Source organism: Brevundimonas variabilis, assembly GCF_014199945.1.
In the GTDB taxonomy this organism is placed as follows: domain Bacteria; phylum Pseudomonadota; class Alphaproteobacteria; order Caulobacterales; family Caulobacteraceae; genus Brevundimonas; species Brevundimonas variabilis.
Map to the genome: position 1 here is coordinate 511,207 of NZ_JACHOR010000002.1, position 13,926 is coordinate 525,132.

The window sequence follows — 13,926 nt, forward strand, 5'->3', positions numbered from 1 at the left end:
TCAGGTTCCCCGTGGCTTGACCCGGTTGGTGGCCTCAGCCTCCGCCGGACTTTCGGGCCACGGGTGCCGGGGATATCGTCCGCGCATCTCGGACCGGACCTCCTTCCATGAGCCCGACCAGAAGCCTGGCAGATCCTTGGTCATCTGGATCGGGCGACGCGCTGGAGACAGCAGGGCCAACGTCAGCGGAACACGTCCATTCATAACGGTGGGGTGAACTCTGACCCCGAACAACTCCTGCACCCGGATGTCGACCCGTGGCCCCCCCTCGGCCGCATAGTCGATGGCGGAACTTCCCAGGGGCGTCACAAGCCGGGCCGGAGCCAGTTCGTCCAGTGCCCGCTGCCGATCCCAGTCGACCAGCGCACGCAATCCCTGTTCCAACGCTGCGTCGCTGATATCGTCCAGCGACTGCACTTCCCCCAAAAGCGGCCAAAGCCAAAGCTCGCGGCTCTCGAACAGGCCGGAGTCGCTTACATCCGGCCAGAAGGCGTCCCGTTCACGCAGAAAGGCCAGCCGGGCCCGCAGGCCGGCGGAGCGTTCGCCCCACCGGACGGCATCGATGCCCAGGGCGTCGACCTCTGCCCTCAAGGCAGTCGTCAGGACCGCGCGATCCGGCGTGGCCGTGATCCGTTCATCAAATACGATGGCTCCGAGGCGACGGATACGACGCATCACCATCCGTCCGGAAGGCTCGCGCGACAGCCGCTCCTCGACAGTCAGTCGTTCCGCCAGTGCCAAGGGGTCGACCGGCGCAGCCAGACGTATCCGGTCGCGGGCATCGCCACCCCCCAGATCGGCGACGGCCAGCCAGGGCTCGGCCGAAAGTCCGTCGCTGGGATCGATGAATGCGCCCCGCCCCGAGGCCAGCAGGACCTCTCCTGGCTTGCCACGAGCCTTCGCGACCCGCTCGGGAAAGGCTTGTGCGATCAGAAGACCCGGATCGACCGTTCCCCCCTTCCCGGCTCCAGCCGTCCGGGCCCAGCGGTCCGCCAGTTTTCGAACGTCGACGGCACGAGGGCTGCGATCGCGGTCAAAGCCCCCGAGCCGGTCGCGAAGATCGGTCTCGTTCCCGCCAAGACCGGGTTCGCTCAGGACGGCGGCGATCCGGCCTCCTAAAGTCGCATCGCCCCCATCCGACGCGAAAGCCACCAAGTGCGCCAGACGCGGCGGCAGAGGGATTTTCGTCAGGCGGCGACCATGCGTCGTCAGGCCACCCCGTGCATCAAGCGCCTCCAACCGGGTCAGGACCGCTCGTGCCTCCTTCAGGGCTCCGGCGGGCGGGGGATCGAGCAGCGCCAGCCCGTCCGTCGATCGGGCGCCCCAGCGGGCGAGGTCCAGGGCAAACGCGGTCAGATCAGCCTCAAGAATTTCAGGCCGCTGATGCGGCACCAACCCCCGGGTCGTTTCCTCGTCCCACAGTCGGTAGCAGACCCCCGGTTCGGTGCGCCCTGCCCGTCCGCGCCTCTGCTCGGCCGAAGACCGGCTGACCCGGACGGTCGCCAGCCGGGTCAGGCCGCTGGACGGCTCGAACCGGGGCACGCGCGACAGGCCGCCATCGATCACGACGCGCACCCCCTCGATGGTCAGGCTGGTCTCAGCCACCGAAGTGGCGAGTACGATCTTGCGCCGTCCCGGAGAGGCCGGGTGCAGCGCGCGATCCTGCTCCGCCTTGTCCAGGGCGCCAAACAGGGGAGCGACATCGACCATGGGATCGCGAAGCCGCTCCTTCAGTCGCTGGGCGGTGCGGTGGATTTCAGCCTGCCCCGGCAGAAAGGCGAGGATCGATCCGGGCTGGTCCGCCAGCGCTGTCAGGCAGGCGCGGGTCATCGCGTCTTCCAGCCGTTCGACCGGATTGCGTCCGACGTACAGGGTCTCGACGGGAAAAATCCGCCCTTCCGCTTCGATCACGGGTGCTGGACTTCCGTCGGGCCGCGCCAACAGGTGTGACACCCCGGCGATGTCGAGCGTTGCCGACATGACGATCAGCCTGAGGTCCTCGCGCAGCAGTGACTGGCTCTCTCGGGCCAGGGCCAGTCCCAGATCAGCGTCCAGACTGCGCTCATGGAACTCATCGAAAAGAACGGCCCCGATCCCGTCGAGACCGGGATCCTCCAGGATCATCCGGGTGAACACCCCTTCGGTAACCACCTCGATCCGGGTGCGAGGGCCGATCCGGCTCTGCAGCCGCGTGCGGTAGCCCACTGTATCGCCTGCAGTCTCGCCGAGCATATGCGCCATTCGCTCTGCTGCCGCCCGAGCGGCCAGCCTGCGGGGTTCAAGAACCAGAACTTTCTGATTGCCCAGCCAGGGCTGATCCAGCAGGGCCAGCGGCACGACGGTGGTCTTGCCGGCACCGGGCGGGGCTGCGAGCACGACCGCCGGGTTGCCGGCAATGGCCGCCTTGAGGCTGTCGATAATCGCGTGAATGGGCAGGGTCACAAAGCCGACCTAGCGTGAATCGAAGCCACAGGAACCAAAAACGCGTTCACGAAAGCGTCGCCCGACGTTCACCGATCGGAAACCGCGTTGCGCGCCGCAGCATCCATCGCTAGCGTCCGCGCAGGAAGGCGACCCGGGGAGGGTTCGCCGTATCAAGGGGCACGACTTTGTCGGCTAAAAAAGGCGTAGGGGCTGGCAAGAACCAGCTCTTCCTCAAGAAATCAGTTGCTCAGATCCAGAACGAGGCCGCCAAGAGCGAGCTGAAACGGTCCCTGGGTCCCATCAATCTGATGAGCCTCGGCATCGGGGCCATCATCGGTGCCGGCATCTTCGTGCTGACGGGTCAGGTGGCTGCGGCTAATGCCGGCCCCGCCATCATGCTGTCGTTTGTCGTCGCCGGCATCGCCTGCGGCCTTGCGGGCCTCTGCTACGCCGAACTCGCTTCGACCATGCCCGTCTCCGGATCGGCCTACACCTATGCCTATGGAACCCTCGGCGAAGTGTTCGCCTGGATCATGGGCTGGCTGCTGGTGCTGGAATACGGCGTTGCCGCCTCGACCGTGGCGGTAGGCTGGTCAGGCTATGTCGTCTCGATCCTCAAGGACTTCGGCTTGTCCGAAAGCCTGTTCCCCATGATCCAGTACGCAGGCGGCGAAGGTCCGTCATGGGCCACACCGCTTGTGCAGGCCGTCGTGTCTGAGGCCGGGAGCACCTTCCCGCTGACCGGTACGTTCAACCTGGTCGCTGCGATCGGCATCGCCGCCGTGTGCGGGCTGCTGGTTCTCGGCGTCAGCGAATCCGCCAAGATCAACAACGTCATCGTGCTGATCAAGATCGTCGTCCTGTTGACCTTCATCGCCGTCGGCGTCGGTTACATCAACCCGGCGAACTGGGTGCCCTTCATCCCGGAAAACACGTCGGGGAATTTCGGTGAGTATGGCGCAACCGGGATCCTCCGTGGCGCGTCGATCATCTTCTTCGCCTATGTGGGCTTCGAGGCTGTCTCGACCGCTGCTGCCGAGGTCAAGAACCCGTCCAAGGACGTCCCCGTCGGCATTCTGGGCGCACTTTTCGTCTGCACCCTGATCTACATGGCCGTCGCCGCCGTGATGACCGGCGTGGTGCCATATCTCGAACTCGCCAGCCCGGCGCCGGTCGCCGTCGCCATTGACCGCATGGGACTCGAATGGGCGAATGTTCCCCTGGCGACCGCCGAAGGTGGGCAACTGAACCTGATCAGCTTCCTGATCAAGATCGGTGCCATCACGGGCCTGACTTCGGTCATGCTGGTGCTCTGCTATGGCCAGACGCGCATCTTCTACACCATGGCCCGTGACGGCCTTCTGCCCCGCGCCTTCGCCGTGATCCATCCCAAGTTCCGCACGCCCTGGATCGGCACGATCCTGCTGGGCGTGCTGATCGCGATCGCGGCCTCCTTCCTGCCCATCTCCATCCTCGGCGACCTCGTTTCGCTGGGAACGGCAGTGGCCTTCTCGATCGTCTGCCTGAGCGTGATCTTCCTTCGCATCCGGCATCCCGAGATGGAGCGGCCCTTCAAGGTCCCGGGCGGCGTCATCACGGCGGGCCTCGGTATCTTCGCCTGTCTGTCACTGGCCGGATTCAACTTCTGGCCCATGATCGAGCATGCGATGAACGGCAATCCCCTGCCGCTGACGATCCTGGGCATTTATGCGGTCGTAGGTGCCATCATCTATATCGCTTACGGCTTTGCCCACTCGAAGCTGGCGCAAGGGATCGACATCACCGAGGAAAGCACGATGTCGTCGCCTGCCCAGGCCCTGGGCTCCGGCGTGGACAACCAGAAGGACTGATCGAAGGATCAGACCTCGACAAGAAAGGCCCGGGAGCGATCCCGGGCCTTTTTTGTCGGTTCACACTCTGCCGAAGCCTCAGGCTTCAGCAAAAGACTGGTGCGGATGAGAGGACTCGAACCTCCACACCTTGCGATGCCAGAACCTAAATCTGGTGCGTCTACCAGTTCCGCCACATCCGCATCGGTAGGCGTCGGCGTGTAAGGCTTTCACTCCCGCGCCGCAACTCCTCCTGTTCAGGCGGGTGCCAGGCCTCTCAGGACGGACGGCAACTGTTCGCTCAGATCTTCAGCAATCAGTCCGGGTCCAAACCGGGAGGCAGCATCGGCATGCATCCAGACCGCTGCACAGGCGGCATCGAAACTGTCCATCCGCTGGGCCACCAGGCCTCCGATCATGCCCGCCAGAACGTCGCCGCTACCGGCTGTCGCCAGCAAGGGCGTGCCATTGCCATTGACCACCTTCCGCCCGTCCGGTGCAGCAATCACCGTCTCGCGGCCTTTCAGGACAATCACCGCTCCTGCCCGCTCTGACGCTTTCGAGGCCGCCACCTCCCGTCCGTAAACCGGCAGATCAGGAAACAGGCGCTCGAACTCTCCCTCGTGAGGCGTCAGGACGTCGTCGCGATCCAGACAGCCGAACAAGTCCTTCGGTCGGTCCTTGAAAAGGGTCAGGGCGTCGGCATCCACGATCAAGGCCGCTCCCGTCCGTCCAAGCGCTGCGAGGTTCAGGGCCGTCGCCTCCGTCAGACCCGCTGCGGGACCGATCACGACGGCATCAAGCGCTCCCGCCAGCTGGAAAAGGGCCTCGGGAGAGCTGAATTCGTCGACCATGATCGCCTCGACCGAAGCCGCCACGATGAGCGCCGCATCCCGCGGGCAGAGGATACGCACAAGGCCTGCCCCGATCCGCAGACCAGCCCGCGCCGCCAGCCGCGCTGCGCCCGTCCTCAGCGCACCTCCGGATACCACACCCAGCCGTCCGCGATGGTGCTTGTGGGTGTCTGGGCCCGGCCATGGCAGGGCGTCGCGCCAGAGATCGGGATGGTTGGACGGCTTCATGGGGTGATCTGTCCGCTCAAGGCACGAAATTGTAAATCGGGCCTTGCCTTATGCTGCGATGCGATGTCCCTTTGGTTCCCGTGTGTCAGGCCGTCGGCCACGCTCCTGGGGTCGCCATGAAGAAAATCGAAGCCGTCATCAAGCCGTTCAAGCTGGACGACGTCAAAGAGGCGCTCCAGGACATCGGGGTCCAGGGCATGACCGTGCTGGAGGCCAAGGGATACGGTCGCCAGAAAGGTCACTCGGAACTCTACCGTGGGGCCGAATACGTCATCGACTTCCTGCCAAAGATCAAACTTGAGGTCGTGGTTCCGGATGATCTCGCCCCGGCTGTGGTCGAGGCCATCCAGACGGCCGCCCGGACCGGCAAGATCGGCGACGGCAAGATCTTCGTCTCCACCGTCGAGGATGTGATCCGCATCAGGACCGGCGAGACCGGCGCCCAGGCGGTCTGATACCGCTTTCCCAGTAACGCTTCCTCCCCAGAAGAAACCAAAAGGACCATCAGAATGAGCACGGCGGCCAAGATCCTCAAAGAGATCAAGGACAAGGAAGTCCAGTATGTGGACGTCCGGTTCACCGACACCAAGGGCAAGCTGCAACATGTCACCTTCGACATCGACCTGGTGGACGAAGAGTTCCTGACAGAAGGCACGATGTTCGACGGCTCGTCGATCGCCGGCTGGAAAGCCATCAACGAGAGCGACATGCTCCTGATGCCCGACCTGACCACGGCCTACATCGACCCCTTCTACCAGCAGACGACGATGTTCCTGTTCTGCGACGTGCTGAACCCGGACACGATGGAGCCATACAACCGCGACAGCCGTTCGATGGCCAAGAAGGCCCTCGCCTATGTCGCCTCGGCCGGCATCGGCGATGCCGTCTATTTCGGTCCCGAGGCCGAGTTCTTCATCTTCGACGACGTCCGCTGGAAAACGGCACCGCACGACACGGGTTACAGCTACGATTCCATCGAACTGCCAGCCAATACCGGTGCCGAGTATTCCGAAGGCAACATGGGCCATCGCCCCGGGCCCAAGGGTGGCTACTTCCCCGTGAACCCGGTCGATAGTGGCCAGGACCTGCGCGGCGAAATGCTGGCCGTGATGCGCGACATGGGCCTTCAGCCCGAGAAGCACCACCACGAGGTCGCTCCGGCTCAGCACGAACTGGGTCTGAAGTTCAGCGACCTGCTGACGATGGCCGACCGTCTGCAGCTCTACAAATACATCATCCACAATGTCGCGGCCGCCTATGGCAAGACCGCAACCTTCATGGCCAAGCCAATGTTTGGCGACAACGGCTCGGGCATGCACGTCCACATGTCGATCTGGAAGGACGGCAAGCCCCAGTTCGCGGGCGACAAATATGCCGGTCTCAGCCAGGAGTGCCTCTGGTACATCGGCGGCATCATCAAGCACGCAAAGGCCATCAACGCCTTCGCCAACTCGACCACCAACTCCTACAAGCGGCTGGTGCCCGGCTATGAAGCTCCGGTGAAGCTGGCCTATTCGGCCCGTAACCGTTCGGCCTCGATCCGCATCCCGCACACCTCGTCACCCAAGGCCAAGCGCCTGGAAGCCCGCTTCCCGGACCCGATGGGTAACCCCTATCTGACCTTCGTGGCGTTGCTGATGGCGGGTCTGGACGGGATCGAGAACCGGATCGATCCGGGCGCACCCGCCGACAAGAATCTGTACGATCTGCCCCCCGAAGAACGCCACTCGATCCCCGAGGTCTGTGGTTCGCTGAAGGAAGCCCTCGAGAACCTCGACAAGGACCGGGCCTTCCTCAAGAAGGGTGGCGTCATGGATGACGACTTCATCGACAGCTATATCGAGCTGAAGATGCAGGAGGTCATGCGCCTTCAGCTTCACCCCCACCCCGTCGAGTTCGACATGTACTACAGCTGCTGATCGGCAGCTGGTCGGAAGGCAGAAGCCCCGGACGGTCCGCCGTCCGGGGCTTTTCCATGCGTGAGCCGATGGTCCTTACCGAGCAGGCTGCGCATGCTCGCGGGCGACTGAGGAACGGCAACTGGATCTTCCCCGTGGTGCCGATCGCAAATCCTTCAGCCGGTGTTTTTCATTCTCCTGGAGGAACGGCGCGCGGTTCGCGCGGCGGAGACAGCGGTGTCCCGAGCTTTGAAGACGGGTGCCATGTGCTCGCCAAGGGCAATCGGCGATGCCAGCAATTCGCCTAGGCTCCAGCAAGTCCCTCGATGTCGTCCGCCTTCTTCTTGCGCAGCTCGATCAGCCGGACGCACCAGATCGAGACCTCGTAGAGCAGCACCAGAGGCACGGCGAGCATGATCTGGCTCAAAGGATCCGGCGGGGTGACGACGGCCGCGACCACTACAATGGCGACGATGGCGTAGCGACGGCCCTCGGACATCATCTTCGACGAAATCAGACCCGCGATCCCAAGAAGCGTCGTCACGATCGGCAGCTGGAAGCACAGGCCGAACGCCAGCATCAGCGAGGTCACCAGACTCAGATATTCCGAGATCTTGGTCATCAGCTCGACGGAAATCCCGTCGGCCGAAATCTGCTGGCTCAGCGAGAACCACATGACGAACGGCAGCATCACGAAATAGACCAGCGCCCCGCCGAGCATGAACAGGAACGGCGCGGCAAACAGGAAGGGCAGGAAGGCCCCCTTTTCGTTGCGATACAGGCCGGGCGCAACGAAACGGTACAGCTGCCAGGCCAGCACCGGGAAGGCCAGAACGATGGCCCCGAAACCGGCGATCTTCATCTTGGTGAAAAGCTGCTCAAGCGGTGCCGTAGCGATCAGGGCGACAGCCGACTGGCTGCCCGCTGGAAACGGGCGCAGCCCCGAGGTGATGGCGATCAGTTCGAACGGGTTGCCCCCGCTATGGCCGCCTTCAGCCTGTGCCACGGCATGCAGGGCAGCGGCCGCCTGGAACGGCTTGATCAGGAAGATCTGGATCTGGGCCGCAAAGAAGAAGCAGACGAAGAAGCAGAGGATAAAGGCGATCACACAGACGATCAGCCGCCCACGCAGCTCGATCAGATGGTCCATCAAGGGCGCACGCGACGCCTCGATCTCGGCCTCGTCGCGGGCGGTCATAGGTCAAGCTTCGATTTGCGCGGCGCACGTGCGCGCGCAGGTACGGTTTTCAAGGTGGCCGCTCCCGCTGTCGCCGACTTCGAAGATGCCTTCCGAACCGTTTTCGGTTTCGCCTGCGGGGCAGGGTCTGGGGCCGGTTCAGTCGGCATCATCACGGGCTGGGCGTCTGGCCACTCGTCAACGGACGCAATGGCTGCGGCGGGCTCAGGCTCGGGTGCCATGACGGCCCGGGGCGCGTCATGATCCACCGGCTTGTGCAGCTCGGTACTGATATCCTTGAATGCAGCATCAGCCTCGTCGCCCAGCCGAACCATGCTCTGGTTGGTCCGCAAGGCCTCGACTTCCTTCCTCAGCTCGTCGAGCTCGGACTGCCGCGCCATTTCGTCAAAACTGCTACGGAATTCGTCGGCCATCCGTCGCGCCTTGCCGATCATCTTGCCAAGCTGGCGCAACAGACCAGGCAGCCGCTCGGGCCCCACAACGATGAGGGCCACGGCTGCGATCACAAGATATTCGAGGCCCCCGATCCCGGGGCCGAGGCCGCCCATGCTTCAGGCTCTCCTGACAGCCGGACCTAGCGCTTCAGCTCTTCTTTTTCCGCTTCGGTCCGCGGGAGGGAGCTGATGCCGTCGTTCGGGCCGTCCTTCTTGTCGTCGTCTTTCAGGCCTTCCTTGAAGGCCTTGATGCCCTTTGCGGCATCTCCCATGATGCCCGAAAGCTTGCCGCGCCCGCCGAACAACAGCAGCACGATCACGCCGACGATCACCCAATGCCAGATACTGATAGCGCCCACGGTACAATCTCCTGTGCCGGACCCACGGGCCCGCGAACCTGTTACGCGGCATATAGGCCAGTGGATGCCACCCGCCAAGGGAATGCGGTGTCAGGCCTGTGAAGTCATGACGGCGTGAGGATGACAGATTTACAGTGAGCCATGGCCTCGGCCCCTCGGCCAAGGTATGGCCGTCAGCCCTGTCCGCCTGAGCCGAGCCGTGCCCGTGTCCCCTGTCATCATTCACACCGACGGTGCCTGCAAGGGCAACCCCGGCCCCGGAGGTTGGGGGGCTATTCTCCAGGCCGGTGGAAAGACCAAGGAGTTGTGCGGAGGCGAGGCCCTGACCACCAACAACCGTATGGAGCTGACAGCGACCATCATGGCGCTGGAGGCCCTGACCCGGCCCTGCACGATCGATCTCCACACCGACAGCAAATATGTGATGGACGGCATCACCAGCTGGATCCACGGCTGGAAGGCCCGCGGCTGGAAGACCGCCGACAAGAAGCCGGTCAAGAATGACGACCTCTGGAAACGGCTGGACGCCGCGCGTGCACGGCACGAGGTGAAATGGCACTGGGTCAAGGGCCACGCCGGCCACGAACTCAACGAACGGGCTGACGTCCTGGCCAACCAGGGCATCGAGAAGATGCGGGCAGCACGCTAGAGGGGCTGAACGATCAGTCCGGACCCCGTGGTCGCCTGGACCCGGACCCATTCGCCGACGCCGGGCATGTCACCGAGGGCCTCGGCCGGCCATTCGGAGCCGGAGATGAAGACGCGGCCGTGTCCGTTCACAAACGCCTCGACAACCTTCGCCGGCTGTCCGACCAGGCGGCTGTCCCGGTCGTTGATGTCCGGCTCGCTGGGATTCACCCGTTTGACCAGCCGACGCGAGGCCACGCTGGAAACGATGGTAAGGACCGCGAAGATCGCGATCTCGACAGGAAGGCCCATCCGCAACCCCACCGCCGTGAGCGCTGCTACCGCGCCTGCGGAAACGGCTGGCCAGAGCAGCCATTCGGTCGAGAGCGCGGCCTCGATGGCCAGCAGGATGACACCCAGCGCCAGCCACATCCAGAACGGCTGGTTGGTGTAGAGGTCGAGCACGGTCTGCATCGGTCTACTCCGTTGGAGGGACAGCGTTGCGCGGTGCGCGCGGCGGATCGACCGGTCTTGCCACAACCGGCGGCCGGGCGTCGCGGCGCTCGACCTGCTGGTCGCGTGCCAGACCAACCAGTTCGCCAAGGCCCGCGATGGTCCCGACCAGTCCACTCATTTCGGCCGGTACAATGACGGTCTTGGCCGTTGGATTCCGGGCCAGCTCAGCGAAGGCCTCTACATACTTCTGCGCGACGAAGTAGTTGATGGCGTTGACGTCACCGCGTGCGATGGCTTCCGACACCATGGCCGTCGCCTTGGCCTCGGCCTCGGCTTCGCGCTCGCGCGCCTCGGCGTCGCGGAATGCCGCTTCCTTGCGGCCCTCCGCCTGCAGGATGGCAGCCTGTTTGGCCCCCTCGGCGCGGGCAATGGCCGCCTGCTTCTCGCCCTCGGCCTCGGTAATCACGGCGCGTCGCTCACGCTCGGCCTTCATCTGCCGAGCCATGGCGTTGGTAATGTCCACCGGCGGCGTCAGGTCCTTGATCTCGATCCGGTTGACCTTGACGCCCCAGGGCTCGGTCGCCGCATCGATCACGGTCAGCAGACGCGAGTTAATGTTGTCACGCTGGAACAGGACTTCATCGAGGTCCATCGATCCCACGACGGTTCGCAGGTTGGTCGAGCAAAGCTGGGTAATCGCATATGGCAGGTTCTCGACCCGATAGGCGGCGGCAGAGGCGCTCATGACCTGGATGAAGACGATGGCGTCGACCTTCACCATGGCATTGTCCTTGGTGATGACTTCCTGCTGGGGCACGTCGAGGACCTGCTCCATCATGTTCATCCGCCGGCCGATCCGCTCGACGAAGGGCGTCAGCAGGCTGATCCCTGGCGAGAGTGTCCGGGTATATTTGCCAAAACGCTCGATCGTGAACTCGCGCCCCTGCGGCACGATCTTCACGATGCTGAAGACGATCACGATGGCCAATACGACCAGCGCGAGTGCGAAATAACCCATGTCCTGTTCCCTGCCCTGTGGAAATCCAGACTAGACCCGCCTCCCCGTCACTTCCATCGAAACCGGCCGCGCAAGTCTAACATCGGCGTAATGATTGCCGGTTGTCACGCATCTCGGCTGCCTTCTGAATGACCCTGCGCGTCTCGCTCCAGCCCACCATCTGCATGGCAAGCTCGAGGCCAAAGAACTCGGCCTCTGCCGCGTCGTCGCCCGCCGCGGGGACACCGCTGGTCCAGATCGCGACGTAGTCGATCAGGACGTAGTGCCTGTCCATCTCCGCGAACAACCCATCCACGACATCGACCAGCCCGATCACTTCGGCCTGTACTGACGTTTCCTCACGGAGTTCGCGCAAGGCGGCATCGACGGCCCTCTCGCCAGGTTCGATCCGTCCCCCGGGCAGGCTCCACTCACCCTGCCGCGGGGCCGTTCCCCGTCGGACGAGCAAGACGTCGTGGCCCTTGAGACAGACAATACCGACGGCTGGAACGGGGTTGGACCAGCTCACTGTGACCGGGACTCGACTGGTGCTATCGTCATCGTATGGCGTCCATAACTCTCTCGACGGCCCGGTTTCAGCCCAGGCCTGCTGCCATCACCCTAACGAAGGACGTCGTGGCGCAGCTGAAAAACGTTGACCGCATGAGTTTTCGGGTCAATCCGGCATGAAGACCTGCAGTTTGGAGACGCTCCGGTGACCCCCCCTTCCCCAGCGGCAATTGCCGAGCTCGAGGCCGCTCTGCCAGCAGGTTCCTGGACCCGGGATTCGGCAGAGATTGCCCCGTGGCTGACGGAGTGGCGCAATCGCTGGACCGGCGAGACGCCGCTCATGCTGACGCCCCGCTCGACGGCCGAAGTGGCACGCGCCGTAACGATCTGCGCCAGCCATGGCGTCGCGATCTTGCCTCAGGGCGGCAATACGGGTCTCGTCGGCGGCCAAGTTCCCTTTGGCGAGGTCCTGCTTTCGCTGCGCAAGATGCGCGCGGTACGGGACGTCACACCTCTCGACGACGCCATGACGGTCGAAGCTGGCGTCACTTTGCTCGAGGCCCAGCAGGCTGCGACTGCGGCCGGGCGATTCTTTCCCCTGAGCCTAGCGGCCGAGGGCTCGGCCACAATCGGCGGCGTCATCTCCACCAACGCCGGCGGCACGGCCGTCCTGCGCTATGGCATGATGCGCGAACTGGTCCTCGGCATCGAGGCCGTGATGCCTGACGGCCAGATTTTCAATGGGCTGAAGCGTCTCCGCAAGGACAATACGGGCTATGACCTGAAGCAGCTCCTGATCGGCGCCGAGGGCACTTTGGGAGTCGTGACAGCCGCAACGCTCAAGCTGTTCCCGATCATGCGGTCTCGGGCCACGGCGGTCGTCGGTCTGGAAACTCCACATGCCGCCATCACCCTGCTGGCCAGGGCCAAGGCGGAGACAGGCGGCGGGGTCGAGGCGTTCGAGCTGATGAAACGGATCGGGGTCGAATTTGCGTTGAAACACATCCCGGACACGCGGGAATTACTGGACTCGACGCCCCCCTGGTACGTGTTGATCGAACTGACGTCGGGGGAGCCGGGTGCGGCCGAGGCCGGCATGGAACGTATCCTGTCCGCGGCCTTCGAAGAGGGGCTGATCATCGACGCAGCCATCGCGCAGAACGAGACCCAGGCCCGGGCCTTCTGGAAGGTCCGCGAGGAACAGTCGGCCGCCCAGCGACCGGAAGGTGGCGGGTGGAAGCATGATGTCTCGGTACCCGTGTCACAGATTGCCGACTTCCTCGACGAGGCGACCACTGCCGTCCAGCAGTTCGAGCCCGGGGCCCGTGTGTCCGCCTTCGGACACGTTGGCGATGGCAACATGCATTATGACATCCTGTGCCCACCCGGCGCGGACCTGAAGGCGTTCCTCGGTCGTTGGGAAGCAGGATCTCGGGTCGTCCACGATATCGTCGATCGCTACGACGGCTCGATCAGCGCTGAGCACGGCTTGGGCCGGCTGAAGACCGAGGAGGCCATGCGGTACAAGTCGCCGATCGAGATCCAGACCATGCGCGCGATCCGCAAGGCCATCGACCCCCGTCGGATCATGAACCCGGCGGTGCTCTTTTGATCAGACGAGTCCTGGTAAGCCTGCTGACCGCTGCCGCGCTGTTCGGCGCGGCCCCGGCATCAGCCCAGACGGCCGCCGTCGCCCCGTTTGACGAAGCCGGGGAGCGCGCGGCGATCCTTGCTGTGATCTCGGCGATGCAGGCATCGTGGAATCGGGGCGACTACCGCGGCTACATGCAGGGCTTTCGAAATCCGGACGTCGTCTTTGTCTCGGGCGGGCGGATCAAGGACGGCTGGCAAGGCGCGCTCGACGACTACATCAGAAACTATGGCCCTGTCCCCGAGACCCGGGGCACCTTGACCTTCCATGACATGACGGTCGAGTTCCTGGCCCCCGACGCCGCCCAGTTGGTAGGTGGATATACGCTGGATCGCCCCGAACGCCCTATGGAAGGCATCAACACCCGCCTGTTTCGCAAGCTCGACGGCCGGTGGGTCATCGCCCTCAACCACGTCTCGGCCTATGAGGTTCTCCGTCCCTGAAACTGGGCGCGACCAATC

Annotated in this window: 14 protein-coding genes and 1 tRNA gene; 6 read left to right on the plus strand and 9 right to left on the minus strand. The window is 64.1% G+C overall.

From position 1 onward, the window contains the following. Entirely contained in the window at nt 1-2,442 is a 2,442-nt protein-coding gene (gene hrpB, locus GGR13_RS07145) for an ATP-dependent helicase HrpB (protein ID WP_183212795.1), read from the minus strand. A gap of 167 nt (nt 2,443-2,609) precedes the next feature. Between hrpB and GGR13_RS07150 the strand changes: the two genes are divergently transcribed. Then, nucleotides 2,610-4,274, plus strand: coding sequence for an amino acid permease (locus GGR13_RS07150; RefSeq protein WP_183212796.1), 1,665 nt, complete (start codon nt 2,610-2,612; stop codon nt 4,272-4,274). A gap of 97 nt (nt 4,275-4,371) precedes the next feature. Here GGR13_RS07150 and GGR13_RS07155 read toward each other — a convergent pair. Beyond that, nucleotides 4,372-4,456, minus strand: a tRNA-Leu gene (locus GGR13_RS07155). Nucleotides 4,457-4,510: 54 nt separating this feature from the next. Continuing rightward, nucleotides 4,511-5,335 (minus strand): NAD(P)H-hydrate dehydratase, encoded by an 825-nt coding sequence (locus GGR13_RS07160; protein ID WP_183212797.1) that lies wholly within the window; start codon nt 5,333-5,335, stop codon nt 4,511-4,513. A 116-nt stretch (nt 5,336-5,451) separates the two neighbouring features. Here GGR13_RS07160 and GGR13_RS07165 point away from each other — a divergent pair, with 116 nt between their 5' ends. Both GGR13_RS07165 and glnA read left to right on the plus strand, forming a co-directional pair. Further along, nucleotides 5,452-5,790, plus strand: a complete 339-nt coding sequence (locus GGR13_RS07165; RefSeq protein ID WP_183212798.1) for a P-II family nitrogen regulator — start codon at nt 5,452-5,454, stop codon at nt 5,788-5,790. Nucleotides 5,791-5,844: 54 nt separating this feature from the next. After that, a complete protein-coding gene (gene glnA / locus GGR13_RS07170; protein WP_183212799.1) occupies nt 5,845-7,254 on the plus strand; it encodes a type I glutamate--ammonia ligase in 1,410 nt (469 codons plus the stop codon). Nucleotides 7,255-7,537: 283 nt separating this feature from the next. Here the strand turns inward: glnA and tatC are convergent, their stop codons facing one another. From tatC to GGR13_RS16610, 3 genes are read right to left on the minus strand one after another with little or no spacing between them, the layout of a single operon-like run. Continuing rightward, entirely contained in the window at nt 7,538-8,431 is an 894-nt protein-coding gene (gene tatC / locus GGR13_RS07175; protein WP_183212800.1) for a twin-arginine translocase subunit TatC, read from the minus strand. Further along, nucleotides 8,428-8,979 (minus strand): Sec-independent protein translocase protein TatB, encoded by a 552-nt coding sequence (tatB, locus tag GGR13_RS07180; RefSeq protein ID WP_183212801.1) that lies wholly within the window; start codon nt 8,977-8,979, stop codon nt 8,428-8,430. The genes tatC and tatB overlap by 4 nt, the downstream gene beginning before the upstream one ends. A 26-nt stretch (nt 8,980-9,005) precedes the next feature. After that, nucleotides 9,006-9,224 (minus strand): twin-arginine translocase TatA/TatE family subunit, encoded by a 219-nt coding sequence (locus GGR13_RS16610; RefSeq protein ID WP_183212802.1) that lies wholly within the window; start codon nt 9,222-9,224, stop codon nt 9,006-9,008. Nucleotides 9,225-9,429: 205 nt separating this feature from the next. Here GGR13_RS16610 and rnhA point away from each other — a divergent pair, with 205 nt between their 5' ends. Continuing rightward, the gene (gene rnhA, locus GGR13_RS07190) at nt 9,430-9,873 is read left to right on the plus strand and encodes a ribonuclease HI (protein WP_183212803.1); all 444 of its coding nucleotides are present in this window, start codon (nt 9,430-9,432) and stop codon (nt 9,871-9,873) included. On the opposite strand, the gene GGR13_RS07195 is transcribed toward rnhA, so the two are convergent. The 3 genes from GGR13_RS07195 to GGR13_RS07205 form a co-directional block, all read right to left on the minus strand. Continuing rightward, nucleotides 9,870-10,325 (minus strand): NfeD family protein, encoded by a 456-nt coding sequence (locus GGR13_RS07195; RefSeq protein ID WP_183212804.1) that lies wholly within the window; start codon nt 10,323-10,325, stop codon nt 9,870-9,872. The two genes, rnhA and GGR13_RS07195, sit on opposite strands and share 4 nt — an antisense overlap. 4 nt (nt 10,326-10,329) lie before the next feature. Next, entirely contained in the window at nt 10,330-11,325 is a 996-nt protein-coding gene (locus tag GGR13_RS07200; RefSeq protein WP_183212805.1) for an SPFH domain-containing protein, read from the minus strand. A 76-nt stretch (nt 11,326-11,401) separates the two neighbouring features. After that, nucleotides 11,402-11,833, minus strand: coding sequence for an NUDIX domain-containing protein (locus GGR13_RS07205; protein ID WP_183212806.1), 432 nt, complete (start codon nt 11,831-11,833; stop codon nt 11,402-11,404). A 186-nt stretch (nt 11,834-12,019) separates the two neighbouring features. On the opposite strand from GGR13_RS07205, the gene GGR13_RS07210 reads away from it, so the two are divergent. Both GGR13_RS07210 and GGR13_RS07215 read left to right on the plus strand, forming a co-directional pair. Further along, the gene (locus GGR13_RS07210) at nt 12,020-13,426 is read left to right on the plus strand and encodes an FAD-linked oxidase C-terminal domain-containing protein (protein ID WP_183212807.1); all 1,407 of its coding nucleotides are present in this window, start codon (nt 12,020-12,022) and stop codon (nt 13,424-13,426) included. Continuing rightward, nucleotides 13,423-13,908 (plus strand): YybH family protein, encoded by a 486-nt coding sequence (locus tag GGR13_RS07215; protein ID WP_183212808.1) that lies wholly within the window; start codon nt 13,423-13,425, stop codon nt 13,906-13,908. The genes GGR13_RS07210 and GGR13_RS07215 overlap by 4 nt, the downstream gene beginning before the upstream one ends. Nucleotides 13,909-13,926 lie beyond the last annotated feature (18 nt).